This is a genomic window from Vibrio sp. T3Y01, assembly GCF_013114525.1.
GTDB classification, from domain to species: domain Bacteria; phylum Pseudomonadota; class Gammaproteobacteria; order Enterobacterales; family Vibrionaceae; genus Vibrio; species Vibrio chagasii_B.
This window is the reverse complement of record NZ_VTXJ01000001.1, coordinates 125137-143735: the sequence shown is the minus strand read 5'-3', so window position 1 is coordinate 143735 and position 18599 is coordinate 125137. Positions and strand designations below refer to the sequence as shown.

Annotated in this window: 13 protein-coding genes; 7 read left to right on the top strand and 6 right to left on the bottom strand. The window is 45.4% G+C overall.

Annotation, left to right across the window (positions count from 1 at the left end; all coding sequences use genetic code 11):
• Positions 1–570: 570 nt before the first annotated feature.
• From malG to malE, 3 genes are all read right to left on the bottom strand, one after another.
• Positions 571–1461, bottom strand: coding sequence for a maltose ABC transporter permease MalG (gene malG, locus F0232_RS00620; RefSeq protein ID WP_061032156.1), 891 nt, complete (start codon positions 1459–1461; stop codon positions 571–573).
• 11 nt (positions 1462–1472) lie between these two features.
• On the bottom strand, positions 1473–3044 hold the full coding sequence (gene malF, locus F0232_RS00615) for a maltose ABC transporter permease MalF (RefSeq protein WP_061032155.1): 1572 nt from the start codon (positions 3042–3044) through the stop codon (positions 1473–1475).
• Between the two features lie 80 nt (positions 3045–3124).
• A complete protein-coding gene (gene malE, locus F0232_RS00610; RefSeq protein ID WP_061032154.1) occupies positions 3125–4309 on the bottom strand; it encodes a maltose/maltodextrin ABC transporter substrate-binding protein MalE in 1185 nt (394 codons plus the stop codon).
• A gap of 663 nt (positions 4310–4972) precedes the next feature.
• Between malE and malK the strand changes: the two genes are divergently transcribed.
• The gene (gene malK / locus F0232_RS00605; protein WP_008215804.1) at positions 4973–6085 is read left to right on the top strand and encodes a maltose/maltodextrin ABC transporter ATP-binding protein MalK; all 1113 of its coding nucleotides are present in this window, start codon (positions 4973–4975) and stop codon (positions 6083–6085) included.
• A 197-nt stretch (positions 6086–6282) separates the two neighbouring features.
• Here malK and F0232_RS00600 read toward each other — a convergent pair whose 3' ends face one another.
• Positions 6283–6483, bottom strand: a complete 201-nt coding sequence (locus tag F0232_RS00600; RefSeq protein WP_105058453.1) for a chromosome partitioning protein ParA — start codon at positions 6481–6483, stop codon at positions 6283–6285.
• 212 nt (positions 6484–6695) lie between these two features.
• Complete coding sequence (locus F0232_RS00595) at positions 6696–8612, bottom strand: methyl-accepting chemotaxis protein (protein WP_105058454.1); 1917 nt, start codon at positions 8610–8612, stop codon at positions 6696–6698.
• Positions 8613–9062: 450 nt separating this feature from the next.
• On the opposite strand from F0232_RS00595, the gene F0232_RS00590 reads away from it, so the two are divergent.
• The 6 genes from F0232_RS00590 to F0232_RS00565 are packed head-to-tail and all read left to right on the top strand — an operon-like array spanning position 9063 to position 16053.
• The gene (locus F0232_RS00590) at positions 9063–10019 is read left to right on the top strand and encodes a MoxR family ATPase (protein WP_102425566.1); all 957 of its coding nucleotides are present in this window, start codon (positions 9063–9065) and stop codon (positions 10017–10019) included.
• A 10-nt stretch (positions 10020–10029) separates the two neighbouring features.
• Positions 10030–10956, top strand: coding sequence for a DUF58 domain-containing protein (locus F0232_RS00585; protein WP_105058455.1), 927 nt, complete (start codon positions 10030–10032; stop codon positions 10954–10956).
• Positions 10953–11438: a DUF4381 domain-containing protein gene (locus F0232_RS00580; protein ID WP_105058456.1), complete on the top strand. Its 486-nt coding sequence runs from the start codon at positions 10953–10955 to the stop codon at positions 11436–11438. Before F0232_RS00585 ends, F0232_RS00580 begins: the two co-directional genes overlap by 4 nt.
• Positions 11431–12423, top strand: coding sequence for a VWA domain-containing protein (locus tag F0232_RS00575; protein ID WP_105023844.1), 993 nt, complete (start codon positions 11431–11433; stop codon positions 12421–12423). The genes F0232_RS00580 and F0232_RS00575 overlap by 8 nt, the downstream gene beginning before the upstream one ends.
• Positions 12416–14371 carry a VWA domain-containing protein gene (locus F0232_RS00570; RefSeq protein ID WP_171750654.1) on the top strand — a complete coding sequence of 652 codons (1956 nt, stop codon included), beginning with the start codon at positions 12416–12418 and terminating at the stop codon, positions 14369–14371. Before F0232_RS00575 ends, F0232_RS00570 begins: the two co-directional genes overlap by 8 nt.
• Before the next feature lie 2 nt (positions 14372–14373).
• Positions 14374–16053 carry a BatD family protein gene (locus tag F0232_RS00565; RefSeq protein ID WP_105058458.1) on the top strand — a complete coding sequence of 560 codons (1680 nt, stop codon included), beginning with the start codon at positions 14374–14376 and terminating at the stop codon, positions 16051–16053.
• Between the two features lie 69 nt (positions 16054–16122).
• Here F0232_RS00565 and F0232_RS00560 read toward each other — a convergent pair whose 3' ends face one another.
• On the bottom strand, positions 16123–18267 hold the full coding sequence (locus F0232_RS00560) for a GGDEF domain-containing protein (RefSeq protein WP_105058459.1): 2145 nt from the start codon (positions 18265–18267) through the stop codon (positions 16123–16125).
• Positions 18268–18599: the final 332 nt, after the last annotated feature.

Genomic DNA, 18599 nt, shown 5'->3' with positions numbered 1-18599 from the left:
CACTTCACAAAACTAATATCCAAAACACCTTATATAAGCACGTGAAATAACGAGTAAAAGCTCTAAAAGGCATAACTGTGTCTATGTCCTTTTTTTATGCAATATCTATAGTTGTTGCATACAAATCATTGAAGTATCACGCAATGGAATATTAGCAATATATCAATAGACTATTAGCCCCTTATACTGAATGTCTGATTTGTGAGACTAGTTCATTTCCTCAAGTAACCGAGATGATGCAGTCAATGTTTAGGAGAGATGTGACTCGAAACTTTGAATACTCAAGCCGTTGTAAACATAACAACCGCGCTGGGTAGACAGTGAACGAGTAAAGCTGACACAAAGGTAAGATTAAAAACAGCAGGCATAAAAAAACCCAAGTAAATACCTGGGTTAGAGTTACAAAAACCACTAATCATTAATAGCGTAAGGAACCTGATTAGTAGCCAGCTATGCGTAACCTGAGGGTTATTTTTATTACTGATCGGCGGCCAAACCAAATGATGTAATAAAAATGCCAATATAGAGCGACCACGAAGGTCGCTCTTTTTCTTTCTTATAGGATACAGCTTATCCTTTTACACCACCTGCCGTCAAACCGCCAACTAACCAACGTTGAGCAAGTAAGAACACGATAGTGATAGGAAGCGCTGAAAGCACAGCCGCTGCCGCAAAGTCACCCCATAAGTAGTTTTGAGGGTATAGGTATTGCTGCATACCTACTGCTAGCGTGTAAGAGTTCACATCAGTAAGTAGGATAGACGCTACTGGAACCTCACCAACTGTCGCAATGAAAGATAGGATAAACACAACTGCTAGAATTGGCACAGACAGCGGTAGTAGAACCAGTCTGAATGCTTGCCATGGCGTAGCACCGTCTAGTGCTGCCGCTTCTTCTAGAGAGTTATCAATCGTCTCAAAGTAGCCTTTAATCGTCCATACGTGCAGTGCGATACCGCCTAAGTAAGAGAAGATCAAACCACCGTGCGTATTCAAGCCTAAGAACGGTACGTATTGTCCAAGTTTGTCGAACAGTGCGTAAATTGCCACAAGAGCCAATACCGCAGGGAACATTTGGAAAATCATCATCGCTTTCAGGATTGTGTTCTTACCTTTAAAGCGCATACGAGCAAACGCGTAAGCTGATGTCGTAGACAGTGCCACAATCAGAATCGATGTAATACCCGCAACTTTCACAGAGTTCCACAACCAAGTCAGTACTGGGAATGGTGGTGCAGTTACCGAACCATCAGCATTCGTTACTGAGATACCTAGTGCAAGTTTCCAGTGCTCCAGAGATGGGTTATCTGGAATCAAGCTACCTGTTGCGAAGTTACCTTCACGGAACGAAATTGCGATGATCATCAGTAGTGGGAAGATAATCATTGCCAGGAAACACCACAACAGTGCATGTGTTGCCCACACTCGGTATTTAAGGCCTTTACCTTGTACCATAGCCATTGTCGTGCTCCTTAATCTTGAGACAGTTTAGTGAAACGAAGGTTTAGTAACGCTAGTGCACCAACCAATAGGAAGATAAGCGTCGCGATAGCACTTGCTAGACCAAAGTCTTGACCGCCACCGCCTTCGAATGCAATTCGGTAGGTGTAGCTTACAAGCAAGTCTGTGTACCCCGCTGGCTCAGAAGTACCAATCATGTTCGGGCCACCGTTTGTCAATAATTGAATCATTACGAAGTTGTTGAAGTTAAAGGCAAACGCTGCAATCAGTAGCGGTGTTAGCGGCTTAATCATCAATGGGAACGTGATACGCTTGAAGTTATCCAAGAAGTTCGCACCATCGATTGCTGACGCTTCGTATAGGTCATCAGGAATCGCTTTAAGCAGACCCATACACAGAATCATCATGTAAGGGAAACCTAGCCATGTGTTTACAATCAACACCATGGTTTTCGCAAGAATCGGGTCAGAGAACCAGTTCGGGCTTAGACCGAAGATATTCTCAAGTACCATGTTGATCTCACCAAAACTCTGGTTGAATAGACCTTTAAAGATAAGAATCGAGATAAACGCTGGTACTGCGTAAGGCAGAATCAGTAGAACTCGGTAAACGGAACGGCCTTTCAGCTCTTCCCACTGTACGATGTTTGCAAGCACAAGGCCGATAACCAGTGTGAACGCAACTGTACATACAGAGAAAATAACCGTCCAAATGAAGATACTAATGAAAGGTTCTTTAATACCGTCATCTTTCCACACACGCTCAAAGTTATGTGTGCCGATGCCAACTACAAAGCCAGGAGAGATTGTGTTGCCCGTAAATTCGCCATTTGCGTCAACAGGTTGATAGAACCCCACATCCATATTTGGCTTTAGAACATCACCGGTTTCATTATTAACCAGTGTTTCACCATCTTCTTGAAGTGTATAAAGCGGAGCAACTGAAGCAAACTTACGTAAGCCACTCATGCGGATGTCATCACCGTTTGGCAGGTGGAAATCAACACCGCTGATCGCTGCTCTATTTTGGATGATCGCTTTGATCTTCTCTTTTTCACCTTGAGTCGATTCGATAACTGATAGGTCCATGTCTGTCGCTGTCATACCTTCTAAAGAAAATACGTCAGTCGCTAACAGTTGATCGCCATCTTTAACCACGATCTGGTGGCCGTTATCTGTTTTGTACAAAGTGAATGGGTAGCTTTCACCGCTTTGGAAAGAGCGGTCTAGAAGAACGGTTTGTGTACGCTCTAGAGAGAGTTGGTTTTTTGCGCTGTAGTTAGTAAACGCGAGCCCTACGGTGTATGCCAATGGGAAAAGAATGAACAGAATCATTCCGGCAATACCTGGGTAGATATAACGGTGGGCGTAAGTTTTCTTACTACCAAAAATGTAAAGTGCCAAAGCCGTTAAGATCACAGTAAGCAATGCAAAAGCAAGCTCACCGCGAGAATACATTAGAATTGTAGCGTAGCCGTTAATTAAGCCAACGCTACCAAGCAACCCCCATTTGATGAAGACGCTTTTACTGCCTGGAAGGCTTGATGGTGCTGGGATAGCATCTGTACCTTGAACTGACTGCATAGAGGAACCTGCTAGCGATATAGATAAAAATTGAAAAGTAAGGAGAGGTTGCCCCCTCCTTAAAAGGTAGTGCTTAGTTATTACTTAGTCATGCGAGATTCAGCACCTTTCAGGGCTTGGTCTACTGTTTGTCGACCATCAACTACGTTGCCGATCGCTTCTTCCATGCTGTACCAGAACGTTGTGAACTGAGGGATGTTAGGCATGATTTCGCCGTTCATCGCGTTGTCCATTGTTGCTGCGATACGAGTGTCGCTGTCTAGTTGACGTTGGAAAGAGTTTAGAGCAACAGCGCCTAGTGGCTTGTCGTCGTTTAGGCTCTTCATACCTTCATCAGTCAGAAGGTAGTTTTCCATGAACTCAACCGCTAGGTCGCGGTTTGGAGAAGCTGTGCTGATACCACCAGCCCATACGCCAACGAAAGGCTTAGACGCTTTACCGTTGAATTTAGGCAGTGTTGCTACGCCGTAGTCTACGCCAGCTTTCTCGATGTTTGCCCAGCCCCAAGGACCGTTGATAGTCATTGCAACGTTACCCGCAACGAATTCAGACTCAGCTACTGAGTAGTCCATGTCTGCTGAGATAACTTTGTCTTGTACCATCTTCTCGATGAAACCTAGAGACTTCTGAACACCATCAGTCGCTACGCCCGCATCTTTAATGTCGTAACCTTCTGCAGTCTGTTTGAATGCGTAACCGCCGTCAGCTGCTAGTAGAGGCCATGTGAAGTATGCGCCACCACGTAGAGGCCACATGATCGCTTTCTTGCCTTCTTTTTGAAGTTCAGCGTTAAGTGCTGGGATCTCTTCCCAAGACTTAGGTGGGTTAGGAACAAGTGCTTTGTTGTAGATTAGAGAAACTGACTCAACAGCAACAGGGTATGCGATTGTCTTACCTTCGTAAGAAACTGCGTCCCATGCGAAGTCTACGATACCTTCTTTTGTCTCTTTAGAAGGTTTGATATCAACAAGAAGACCTGCTTCCGCGAAACCACCGAAACGGTCGTGTGCGTAGAAAATCATATCTGGGCCGTCACCAGCAGCTGCAACTTGAGAGAACTTCTCTTCTAGTTTGTCAGGGAAAGCTACTGTTACTTTAACACCAGTATCTTCTTCAAAGCGTTTGCCTACTTCAGCCATGCCTTCGTAAGCTTTGTCACCACCTACCCAGATTGTTAGTTGTCCTTCTTCGATAGCAGCGTTTGCACCAAAAGAACCCAGAGCAACTAATGTACCTAGAGCTACAGCGCTTAGAGCGTTTTTCATGTGAATATCCTTTTTATATTTATACGTAGGGCACATCTAACAAGACGAGCCAGTTTTCGACGGTTATGATCTGAGAAAACAGCCCCTAGCTCATCATCCTAGCCACTACGCCCTAGCTATTATGGCTTAAATTCGTGATCACCATCCGGTCAGATTAGAGACTAGAATCACAAAACACATACTCATCGTGATCAGCATCACCGTTATGCGGTGGATTTATTTGAACTGGATCGCCAATTATTATTAAACCCCTATATCTACTCCTCCCCTCCTACTCCCCCTAGTTAATTTTCCATTAGGAGGATGTACGCTTACGCTAATTCACCGAAACTGCATCCATCCAAGAGTGGATAGTAAGAACCCTTTACCAGCGAGTGTTGTGTTTCATACATAATGCATTAAGTTGGCTTCACTGCCCGCTGTTGTCTTTATTAAGCATCGAGCTAAATCTGTGATGGAATCACGGGGGAGGTTTAGCTGGATGTGGGGGAAATAGGCACCAGTTTGGCTATGACGGGTGGGCTTGGTTACAGAATCCAAGTCTCACCCACTTTTTTCTTACTCACTCAATACTTACCAATTCCTACAGTTACTGCTGACCCAAAAATTTCTTATAATGATAAGCAGTAAAACTTAAAATTTGATCGATCGAGGACAAGCTAGATGGCGAGTGTCACGTTAAAAAACGTTTATAAATCATATGGTGATGTACAGATTTCTAAGGACGTAACCTTAGACATCAACGAAGGTGAATTCGTAGTATTCGTTGGACCATCAGGTTGTGGTAAATCGACGCTATTACGTTGTATCGCAGGTCTAGAAGACATTACGTCTGGTGATTTGTACATTGGCGATCAACGCATGAACGACGTTGAGCCATCTAAGCGTGGCGTAGGTATGGTGTTCCAATCATACGCGCTATACCCTCACCTAAACCTTTACGACAACATGTCTTTCGGTCTTAAGCTAGCGAAAGCGGACAAAGCAGAAATTGATAAGCGTGTTGAGCATGCGGCTGAAATCCTACAGCTTGGTCACTTACTAGAGCGCCAACCTAAAGCACTTTCTGGTGGTCAACGCCAGCGTGTTGCAATTGGGCGTACTCTGGTTTCTCAACCAAACGTATTCCTACTGGATGAACCGCTATCTAACCTAGATGCTGCTCTGCGTGTTCAAATGCGTTCACAAATCACTAAACTACAACGCCAGCTTGGTTGCACCATGATCTACGTTACCCACGACCAAGTGGAAGCGATGACAATGGCTGACAAAATCGTTGTACTTGATGGCGGTTACGTATCTCAAGTTGGTAAGCCACTTGACCTATACCACTACCCTCAAAACCGTTTCGTTGCTGGCTTTATTGGCTCGCCGAAGATGAACTTTATGTCTGTACACATTGAACAAGCGGAAGCAGAGCGCGTACTGGTACAGCTTTCAAACGGCATGACTTTCTGGATCCCTGTTGATGGTACAACCGTTAACGTTGGTGACCGCATGTCACTAGGTGTTCGTCCAGAGCACTTGATGTCTGCAGAAGCGGGCGACGCAACGATTGAAGGCGAAGTGATGATTGTTGAGAAGCTAGGTAACGAAACTCAAGTTTACCTAAACCTTGAAAGTGCAGATGCTGATGTTATCTACCGTCAACCAGACACACTAACGGTTGAGCCGGGCGACAAGCTTGCTATCGGTATCCCAGCGCACCGTTGTCACCTGTTCCACAGCGATGGCAAAGCATGTCGTCGCCTGTACAAAGAGTACGGCACTGAATAAGCGCTAAGCCTTTAAGATATAACTTGCCCAATTCAAATCCCTCTTACGCTGTAAGGGGGATTTTTTCTTTAGATTCGACCTGTATCAGTAAGCAATAAAAAAGGCCTAGCGTGTGCTAGACCTTTATCTGTTTAGTTTGAGCCTCAGCTCAACCAATCATTTAACGCTGTAACCCAACAACTAGGTTTGTTTTAAACTTAGTGAATTGGCGTATCATTCTTTTTGTTGAACTGACCAAAGTGCGCTTCTAATACTTCAGGTGTCAGTTTGCCTTCCGCTTCTAGTCGCTTGAACTCAGCAACAATCGCTTTCTGCTCTTCAAGTGATGGCAGTTTTACTTCTGGCTCATCGCCCATCACTTGAGTCATCTGCTCTAGTTCTTTTTCAAAATCGCTCATGATACATACTTACCTAAATATTAAACCTAATCAGATTTTACTCATTTCCGCTCTATGATGCTAGGTTGATTGAAAGCAAAGCCCGAAACCAGATCAAGCTAAAGGCAGTTAGAAGCAAATGAGTCCACCAATAAAAAGAGCCGGATTCACGATGAAATGAATCCAGCTCTTCGTCTATATCACTTTCTAAGCCATGTTACAGCTTGAAAGGATTAAAGCTTGAATGAACCAACCATCTTATCTAGGCGAGAAGACAAGTCACGAAGCTCTTGGCTCGCCTCAGCAAGTTGCTCCGCTGTGCCCGTTGTAACTTCGTTGATCGCGTTGATCTCTTCGATATTCTGATTAATGGTGTGAACCACCGTTGATTGCTCTTCAGTTGCTGTTGCGACTTGCGTGTTGCGGTCTGAAATATCAACGATACGGTCAGAAATACCACCCAATACATCAACCGCTTCATCCGATGCTGATACACCTTCAAGCGTAATCACTTTACCCGCACTCATTGCGGTTACCGCATCTTTTGCATCGCTTTGCAGTTGGTTGATCATCTTCTGAATCTCTTCCGTTGAATCTGCAGTACGACTTGCTAAATTACGAACTTCATCCGCTACTACCGCAAAACCACGACCTTGCTCACCGGCACGCGCAGCTTCAATCGCAGCATTCAATGCAAGTAAGTTGGTTTGCTCTGAGATATCACGGATAACACCCAGAATAGAGCCAATGTCTTGCGTTGTTGAAGCAAGCTGCTCAACCACTTGACCAGTGCTTTCGATGTCTTGTGCCAAACGGCTTATCGCATCTTTTGCTTTGTTAACCACAGAGCGACCAACTTCAGTATTACTCGAAGCTTGTGTTGCCGTTTCAGCTGCGGTTGCGGCGTTCGATGCGATCTCGCTGATGGTCATACCCATTTGGTTGATCGCTGCCACCACTTGAAGAGTTTGGTCACGTTGCTCTTGGCTGTTGTCATGGGTGATGTGTGCTTTGTTAGAAACGCTCTCTGCCGCCACTTGAAGCGCTTGGCTTGTAGAGCATACCTCCTTCATCGACTCATGAATCTTTTCAATGAACCCATTGAAGCCTTTTGAAAGCTGAGCGATTTCATCATTGCCTTTCACTTCAATACGCTGCGCAAGATCACCGTCACCTTCACCAAGGTCACTGAAACGCTTAGCCAATAGCTTGATTGGCTGAGTGATGCTGTTCGCTAGTACTACGCCCATCAAGATAAATGCTAATGCCACTACCGCAGTCATGATCAACATCTTTTGGGCTGTCTCATCTAGCTCAGCAAACACTTCACCTGTTGGAACAACGCCAATAACGAACCAATCCATTGACGACACGTACAAACTTGCCACAAACAGTTCTTGGCCTTGGCTCTCTGTCGTGATCAGGTTGAAACCTGACTTATTCAGAAGTTGGCTTGCTTGAGGGCCGTAAAGTTGTTGAAGAGAAGAATCACTGCGAGAACGCTCACGGTGAATCTGCACGTCACCTTGGCTGTTGGTTAAGAATACAAAACCAGTATTCTCAATTTTGAAGCCGTTAAGAAGGCTCACCATGTCGTCCATCGATTTTGATAGACCAGACATCGCCAAACCAGAAGGCTGTTGGTAGTTAGCGAACATCTTCACTTCACCGTTGGCTTCTTGGAACATGCTCACCATGGTTGGCTTCCCAGATTGAGTAAAGCCAAAGAACCAACCATCTTGTTGTTGATTAAGCTGGCGTAGGAAGCCATTTTGGTTCCAGTAATACGCCGTTTGACGGTTTGCTACTGAAGCATCATTTAAGTTGTATTGGTTACGCACATTATTCAGTTGTTTAACCAACTTACTCTCTAACGCTGGATCGCGATCTGTCGACTCGATTGCATCAGAAATAAATTCATTTGAAGCGATTTGCTCAGCAGCCAGTAATAACTGGGAAACTTCACGGTCAATCTCACCATTGATTCGCTCTAGCATTCCAGGAAGTTCAATATCGACCAATCGATGACTCAATACGTCTCGTGCTTGTTGCTGTGCCATCGCGCCAACAATAACCGTAGAGGCAAGAACCGCAAAAGTAATACCTAGTACTACCTTTTGCTTAATACTCAGAGAGTTAGTTTTAAACATATTTGGACCTTTTAAAAAGAATCGCTCTTCATTTGTATCCCAAAAACAGGGCTTTTTAGTGCACTCTTAAGCTAAAATGCACAGTCTGAGTTATGTATCGACCAATACCCATAAATCTAAAGAGTCATATCGCAAAAATTTGCAAAACAATGTAATAAGCAAAATCATCAAAAATCGTACAGCATCGGCACACCAAATATGCCGTCATTCGACCTTCATCGACCCTCTACGCAATTAAAACTTCCATACACAACTACCTCAGTAAGCACTTTGGTGTATAAACATCGATTGATATGGTAAAAACCACCTATCAAACGCGTTTCTCGCTAAGCGCTTGTAAATCATTCCAAATTTGAAAAAATAAATTACGTAGATGTACCGGAACTTTTTGCTTTCGAAAAGTGACCAATACTCACAATAAAAATCAAATGGATACCCAGAGAGTCCAAAATGCACAAAACGAATTTCGAAGTCCTTCAAAACTATTTAGAGTCTCAAATCATTGGTCAGCAAGAGCTCGTCAAACAACTGATGATCGCATTACTTGCTGATGGTCATATTCTGGTTGAAGGTCCTCCTGGGTTAGCGAAGACCCGCGCAGTCAAATCACTGGCTGATTGTGTTGAAGGGGATTTCCACCGCATTCAATTTACCCCTGACTTACTGCCTGCGGACTTAACGGGTACCGATATCTTCCGACCTGAGACAGGGGAATTTACTTTCCAATCTGGGCCGATCTTTAACTCGCTTATCCTGGCGGATGAGATCAACCGTGCTCCTGCAAAAGTGCAAGCGGCGATGTTAGAAGCGATGGCGGAAAAGCAAGTCACTGCAGGCCGAAAAACCTACGCCCTGCCAGACTTGTTTTTAGTGATGGCGACACAAAACCCGATTGAGCAAGAAGGCACATACCCACTGCCTGAAGCTCAATTAGACCGCTTCCTGCTGCACCTAGAAGTTGAATACCCAGACATGGAAAGCGAGCTTGAGATCCTGCGACTCAACCGCGGTGAAGCTCAAGGTAACGAATCGGTACAACCACAAGAAATCTCTCAGCAGACTATCTTTGAAGCGCGCCAAGAAGTACTCAATATCCACATGGCAGATACCATTGAGCAGTACATCATCAGACTAGTAATGGCGACTCGCCAACCTAAGCAGTACAGCGACCAACTGGATCAGTGGCTAGATATGGGCGTGAGTCCGCGTGCAACGATTGCTCTAGACCGCTGCGCTCGTGCACATGCTTGGCTTGCAGGTCGCGACTATGTCACACCTCAAGATGTTCAAACGATGGCATTTCCTGTCTTGCGTCACCGCTTGCTTCGTAGCTACCACGCACAAGCTGAAGGTGTCACAGCAAACCAAGTGATTGCACACCTTATTTCGTTGGTTGGTAGCGCATAGGAACACGCGCATGAATAATTTATTACCGAACCACAGTGACGGCGTGATGCTGAACCTAGACGAACTGTTGCAGTACAAAGCGCAGTCTGTTCAATGGTTGCCTCCAGCGAAAAGCCTCTGGTCACAGCTTAATGGTCAACACGAAAGCAACCGCAAAGGTCGCGGTATGAATTTCTCAGAAGTTCGCCAGTACCAAGCGGGCGATGACATACGCAGTATTGACTGGCGAGTAACGGCAAGAACAGGCAAAGCGCATACTAAGCTGTTCTCTGAAGAGAGAGAGCAGCCTGTCATCTTGTACTTGGATTTATCAAGTAGCATGATTTTCGGTTCAACCCTATTGCTGAAATCGGTTCAACTTGCGCACTTTGCTAGTCAATTGTGCTGGTTAACCGTCGCTCAAAAAGACCGAATTGGCGCAGTCATCGATACCGGCAAAGAAATCATAGAAATCAAACCGAGTGGCAGTAACCATGCTCCTTTGCGTATTTTGCAAAAAGTCATAGAAATCAATAATGCAGCGCTAACCAACGACGATAATCGTTGCGATACCACCTTGGAGCATGGATTGAAGTCTCTTCATCAACTTTGCCCAAAAGGAAGCGATATTATTATGCTCAGTGACTTTGTGCGTTACCAAGAAAGTGACTACTCACTTATCGGCCAAATTCGCCGACACAACAGAGTACGTCTGGTACATTTTTATGATCCGCTAGAGCAAGGTCAAACGGCCTATAAAGGCTCAAAACAAGTCACCGATGGCAATAAAACGCAATGGTTTAACTTCTCCTCTACGAAAGAGAAGCAAAAACTCAATCACGCGTTCTCACTAAAAAAGCAGCAGCTACAACAACTGAGCTTATCTCTCGCGATACCCTATAGCTCGTTGTCGAGTGCACTGCCATTGATGAGCCAGATATCAGGATCTCAGTCATGAAGCAGCCCTTAGATTTAAGCCCTGTAATTACACCAGATGCGCCAACATGGTGGCCTCTAGCGTGGGGTTGGTGGGCAGTGATTGTCACATCCATCATCTTGATTGCCCTTGTATTTTTTATTGTAAGACGCAGGAAAAACAATCAACAGGCGAAGCAAGAAGCGCTGTCTTACTTCACTAATAGTCAGTCTTCAGATCGTTTATCTCCAAGTGAAGCACAACGCATCCTTCGTCAGGCTGCATTGAGCTACTTCCCACGAGAAAAAGTAGCAGGCCTAGCCGGCGATGATTGGTTGAAGTTCTTAGACGCGCAATTGAAAAAACCGTTGTTTGTAGAGAAACAAGCTCATTGGCAACAGTCACTCTATCAAGATCCAACTTCAATGAACGAAGAACAACATAAAGTCCAACAACAATTGGTGACTGACTGCGAAACTTGGATTCGCAAAGCCCTTCCTCCAAAGCGAGGTCGTTATGAGTAATCTCCTAAGCACTAACTTACTAAACATTGAATTCGTTTGGTGGTGGATGTTTTTCCTCGCGCCATTACCGTTTCTCGTTTACTTGTTCTCACCTAAAGCAGAATCAAGCGGTGCTCTCAAGCTTCCATTTTTGCCAGAAGACAGTAATACCAAAACGCCAAGCACCCGCTTGCCAAAGGCGCTGTCAGTGCTTATTTGGCTACTGCTAGTAACGGCGAGCGCTCGCCCGGTCTGGTATGGCGAACCCGTTGAGTTTCAACCGAAGCACCGTGATTTGATGTTGGTTGTCGACCTCTCCTACTCCATGAGCCAAGAGGACATGCAATTCAATGGCGAGTACATCGACCGCTTATCGGCAGTGAAACATGTGTTGAGTGACTTCATTGAACGCCGCAAAGGCGACCGAGTTGGTTTGGTGCTCTTTGCCGATCATGCCTACCTACAAACACCTTTGACTTTGGATAGAGACACGCTGTCACAGCAACTCAATCAAGCAGTCCTAAGACTGATCGGTAATCAAACCGCGATTGGTGACGGCATTGGCCTAGCAACCAAGACCTTTGTAGATAGTGATGCGCCTCAACGTGTGATGGTTCTACTTAGTGACGGCAGCAATACCGCCGGAGTGTTAGACCCATTAGAGGCTGCAGATATTGCCAAGAAGTACAACGCAACCATCTACACCGTCGGTGTTGGCGCAGGCGAAATGATGGTTAAAGAGTTCTTCATGACTCGTAAAGTAAACACCGCTCAAGATTTAGATGAACGCACGCTAATGGAAATAGCAAAACGCACTGGCGGCCAATATTTCCGGGCGCGTGACAGCAAAGAGCTGGCAACGATTTACGACACTATCAACCAACTAGAACCCGTGACAAATGCGACCAAAATCTGGCGACCACAACAAGAGTGGTTTGTATGGCCTTTGTCGGCTGCCATGTTCTTCGCATTTATGCTGTTAGCCATTAGGAGAAACAATGTCTAACTTTACTTTTATCTACCCATATTGGTTGTTAGCACTTGCTGCCCTGCCCGCTATTTGGTGGCTCAGCAAGAGGCAATCAAAACAAGGGTTATTGGCTTCTCATATCGCGCGATATTTAGCCCCAGAATCAAGCAAACCGTCTAAAAACCGCAGTACTTACTTTGGGATCTGGTGGTTGGTTGGTGTTATTGCGCTAGCCGGACCAAGCTTTCAAAACAATGAGCAGCCTAGCTTTGAAAAAACACAGGCACGAGTTGTGATGATGGATATGTCGATGTCGCTCTACGCTACCGACATAAAACCAAACCGTTTAACGCAAGTGCGATATAAAGCGCTCGATCTACTCTCATTGTGGAATGAGGGCTTAACCGGAATGGTCGCTTACGCTGGCGATGCTTATACCATTAGCCCACTAACGTCAGACATCAACACCATTAAGAGCCAAGTACCGAACTTGTCTCCGGATATCATGCCTTACCAAGGCAGTAATGCCCCCGCAGCGGTTAAGCTTGCCATTGAGATGATGACTCGTGCAAAGATCTACCAAGGTGATTTGGTACTCATTGCCGATGACATCGATGACCAAGAAAAGAAAGAGATCGACTCGCTACTATCTGGAGGCAATTGGACGCTATCTATCTTAGCTGTGGGCAGTGAAAGTGGCGCACCAATCTCATTACCAAGTGGCTCGATGATGCAAACCGACTCAGGACAGACGGTAGTGGCAAGAACCAACTTAAAAAACATGCGCGATCTGACACGCAGCTATGGTGGCACCTTTACTGAGGTTCAATTTGATAATTCGGATGTTGAACACATAGCGAATTATCTCGACCGCATTGCAACAACGACAGAAGTAACCAAAACCAATAACTCACTCAACACCAGAGTCAACAATGGCTTTTGGCTACTGCCATTCCTCTTGCTACCTGCACTTGGGCTTTTCAGAAAAGGCGTTATTTGGTGCGGCTTGGCTGTGGTTTTGTCTTTTAGCCAACCGAACACGGCGTTTGCAAGCCCATGGAAAACCGACGACCAAGTAGGTTATCAGTTTTATCAAGATGAAGATTTCCAGCAGGCTGCGGAACAATTCAAACAGCAAGAGTGGAAAGGCATCTCACAGTACAAAGCGGGAGACTTCGAAGCGGCTGAGCAAACACTACAAGGTTTAACTGATGAAAGTGCTCGTTACAACCTTGCGAATGCTCAAGCACAGCAAGGCAAGTACGATCAAGCGATCGAAGAGTATCAACGCATTCTCGAAAACAACCCTGCTCATGAGTATGCGAAGAAGAATCTAGAAATCGTGAAACAAGCTCAGAAGCAGCAACAGCAACAGCAACAGCAACAGCAAGATAATTCTGAATCCAAAGACCAAAAAGACCAAGACCAAGGCCAAGACCAGCAGAATCAGCAAGGTCAGCAAGGTCAGCAAGGTCAGCAAGGTCAGCAAGGTCAGCAAGGTCAGCAAGGTCAGCAAGGTCAGCAAGGTCAGCAAGGTCAGCAAGGTCAGCAAAATGATTCTTCGCAAGGCTCACAGGATCAACAACAAAACTCTGCAGATGCTGAAAATTCGCAGAGCAAAGCTGATAGCCAATCTCAAAACACAAACCAAGATCAAGCCGAAGACCAATCGAGTGCAAACGCAGGCGAACAAGAGGGCGAGCAATCTAAGCAGCCGAGTACAGCAAGCCAGTCTGAGGAAAAAGAGCAGGATAAGCCACAGCCTCAAAGTGCAAGCGCACAGCAAGCTTCAGATAAGAAAGGTGATAAAGACGCTCAACAGGCTGTAGCACAGGCCTCAGGGCAACCGCTATCGAGTGACCCGGATATGCGAAAGCTTGAGCAAGTAGAGAGTGCGCGTGACCCAAGCCAACTGCTTAAAGCGCAAATGATTTTACAAGCACAACAAAAAAGTGCTCCTAACAACCAGAACAAAAAGTGGTAACCATGCGATTTCTAAACAAGCCATTTTTATCGATAGCCCTAACGCTGCTGTTGGGCGCTTTCTCGTCATTTTCAGCATTGGCTGCTAATGCCGTAGCAAGTGTTTCACAGAACAGTGTCACCAAAGATGAAGTCTTCCTACTTAGAGTTACCACCGACGAGAAGGTCTCTTCTGATGCTCTGGATCTCACCGCGCTTCAGCAAGACTTCTATGTTGGCACACCAAGCTTTGGGTCATCGATGCGCATCATTAATGGTAGCCGTTCGGTGTCAAGCGAGTGGAACATCACCCTTGCTCCACTGCGCTTAGGCCAGATACAGATCCCTAGCTTTGACATTGAAGGGGTTAAAACCAAGCCTATCACCATCAATGTCGCCGTTAATAAAGCGGCGCCAACTCAACATGATATGGCTGAGTTTCAACTTAATCTAAGTAAGAACTCACTATACCCACAAGAGACCGCAGAGCTTGATGTAAAACTGATCATTAAAGCGGATCCAAGAAGGCTTCAAGATCCGATAATCGCGCCACCGAGCTCTTCAGGCTTAGATGTGGAACCTATTGGGGAATCAAAGCAATTTCAAGACGTTCTCAATGGAAAGGAGGTGACGGTAGTTCAACAGTCATTCCGTATCTCATCGCAAAAAGCAGGTCAATTTAAGCTGAACGGGCCGAAGCTAACAGGAGCTGTTGTCTACTCAACCAACAACTCTAGTACAACACGTTTGTTCCAACTCGACACACCCGTTGAAACCTTAGATGTCACCGTAAAGGATGTGCCAAAAGGCTACAAGGGTGAGTGGTTACCAACATCAAACTTCAAATTGATACAGCAATGGTCTGATAGCCAAGGTAACGAATTAACCGGTAACAAAGGATTAGAAGGCGATAAGCAAGCCATCGAAATGGAAGCGGGTGATTCGTTAACTCGTACTATTACCATGACGGCGAGTAACTTAACGCAGCACCAACTACCAAAACTGAATATCACTTACCCTAAATCGGTTCGTGTTTATGAAGAAAAGCCGCAATTTGGTACCACACAGTCCGGCGATGCGGTGGTGGTGTACAAACAGGTTCTAATCCCAAAAGAGGCAGGAAACATGTCACTTCCGGATGTTTCCCAAGCTTGGTTCAATACTGATGCCCAATCAGAACAAACCAGTAAAGCTCAGGGCCTAGAGCTAACCGTAACAGCAAGTGATCGTGTTGTATCAAGCGCACCTCCTGTTGCTAGCGCGCCGCTCCAACAAACAGCGCCAACGGTGATTAACGTCGATAACCCAGGGTTCTGGCCTTATCTCACCGCCCTATTTGCAGCTTTGTGGCTAATCAGCTCAGCATTGGCATTCTACTTCTGGTCACGCCGCGGTGTAACGACAAAACCAACACGCACTGTTGAACGTCAATCAGATACCGCAGAAGCGCTTATTGAAGCTCTAAGAACGAAAGATGGCGTGATGACCAGAACCTTATTCGAGCAATGGAAATCTGAAAATACAGATCTAAGTGATGAGACGTTACAAGCCGTTGAAGCCGAACTCGCCAAGCTAAACCAAAGCCTTTATGGTAAAGCCGGTTCACCAGCCCAAACCTGGAGCCCTGAGCTGGCAATCAAAGCAGTGAAGAAGCCCAAAAGAGTCGCGAGTAAAAAGCAGAATAGCTCGCTAGAAAAGCTTTAGTCGACACTGCTCATCAAGAACAGTAAAGCACAAAGGCCGTTGATCATATGGAGATTAACGGCCTTTATTTTAAGAAAGAGAGACTGTGACTTTTTTACGTTTTAATGCAGAAACAATTCGATTTCGCCCCGAATCTTTGGCTTGATACAAGGCTTTATCTGCCTTGCCATACAACAAATCAAAGTCGAACTGATGCTGGTCAGACGTTATCGAGGCATAACCAACGGATGCGGTTAAATAGGGGCTGGTACTACTTTCACAATGCAGGATTTTTGCCTCTTCAATGCATTTTCTAATCGACTCTGCGCGTTGCTTTGTCTCTGAGTGATTCGTGCCAATCATCAACAACATAAACTCCTCTCCGCCAATCCGACAGAAGGTTTCTTTATCATTGTGAACATGGGCATTCAGTATCTCACCTACTGTCCTAAGAGCCGCATCCCCTTCAGTATGACCATAGACACTGTTGTACAAACCAAAGTGGTCGAGGTCGACGAGAATCAAGCCAAATGTGATTTCGTTCTGTAAGGCAAACGCCCCTTGATCGTCACCGTTCAAGTCTTCTAAAACCTGCGACAACATACGGCGGTTTCCAAGGCGCGTCAGAGGGTCGAGTTTAGAAATGATATCTAATTGCTCATTCGCCAACTCTAGCTCTTGGGTGCGCTTACTGACTTCTTGCTCCAGTGTTTCATTGAGCTTTTTAAGTTCTTCTTGAGCCATGGTTCTTTGCAGCACCTCAGCAAGGCTCGAAGCAAAGATACGTATGACCTCACGAAGCTGTGAGGTAAGCGGGCTACGAGTTAGCAAGTTATCGGCAGCGATAAACGCAATAGGCTCACCCGTGTTTGTGGTGAGCATAGTCATGGCCGTCCAACCAACGCCGACAATATTGAAATCATGGTAAATAGGGACCGATTCTTCGAAGGCGACTTGATTCGGGCAAGCACGCGCTGCGGCTACAATGTCACGTTCCACCAGCTCAGAGCGATAATAGGACTCATCGACAATATCGCCTTTGATGTCGGTACCCCAAGTACCCTGCATGTAACTGCACTTTTTGTCTGTTAGGAAAACAGCCAGTCGATCGATACCTAGATGTTGAATCGCAAAACTAACGGCAGACTTACAGACTTCACTGACGCTATCGCATCGAGACAGCTCAACCATACTCGAGTGCAACATACGTATGTTCTGCTCTTGGCGCTTGCGAATATAGATCTGAGAAAGCAGAGAGCCAAAAGACTCAAGCATCTGCTTTTGATAGTTAGTAATCGGTGAACGATGAATGTAGTTATCCATGGCAATCCAACCAACAGGTTTATCGCCTTCACGCAAGATGAGCATGCCATTCCAGCCCTGCCCGACCACCTTACCTTCTGTATACAGAGGTGCATTATCGATGATGACTAGATTAGTATGGTTATCAGACAGCGCTTCGATGTATTCCGCTTCAAGTTGATGCAAATCGTATTGAGTGTGGTGTTCACTGTTGGTTTTACCCGCTTCGTCGGTGCCATAAGTACCACTGAAGCAGCGCTTTTTCATATCAAGTAACATGAAGATCGCACGATCAAACCCTAACCTATCTCGTACAGCCTCAACCGATGCTTTATACAAAGCGTCTAGTGATTCGGGATTGGAAAGCTCAAGCGCGACCTGATGAACCAACTTCATGTTCTCAACAAACAGTTCACGTAGCTTTATCTCATCTAAATATTGAGCTTCACGAGTGTCTCTATTTTTGATTTCAAGCGCCGCATTCTTTTCGGCACGAATACATTGCCAACGGGCAGCCGCGAGCTGTAACACATCAAGATCTTGGTCAAAGGTTTGATTAACCTTCTCAGCATTGCAATTTTGAACAATTAAATAAGTTCTGGAGGCAGGCGCGTTGTCGAGCATCATGATAAACGACTCCCCACCAAGCACTTTCATGTGTTCCCAATTACAGGTGTTGATTGCCATCGGTAACACACCGTCTGCGGTATCAAACTGTGAGACCCACGGCCAAAATGTAGAGGGGTAGCTCGCCAATGAGGTTAGGTCGCCATAAGAAAAAAGCGGTAATGCGTCGCTCTCCGGCGTCGGTTCAGCAAATATTCCTATCCCTTTTGGAGTAAGTACCTTAACTAGATAGTCAAAAAGAGACTCAGCCAACAGACGGTGGTCGCGTGTCGCAGATATTTGTTTTGCAAAGGCTTTAACAGGCACAGCTTCCTTCCATTGGCGATTAAGAATAAAGCAAAAATACAGAAGGCTTGATATGCAATCAATGTAAGTAAAAATGAGATGTTAAGCGGGTCGCAGTTTCACCTTTTACATTATCACAAGCATGAGAAGGACGACAAAAATGGGATTCTCTGCCCAAATTTTCGTCGACATTAGGGCTTTTTTAGAGGCATAAAAAAGCCCCACCTAAAGTGGGGCAAAACTTCCATCGCTTATAGTTATAGTGATAATTCTATTGATCGAATCGATTATCTAACCTGCGTTTCAGTTAGTGTGCAAAGGTATCTAATCGCTTAAACACCGCACGTAAATCA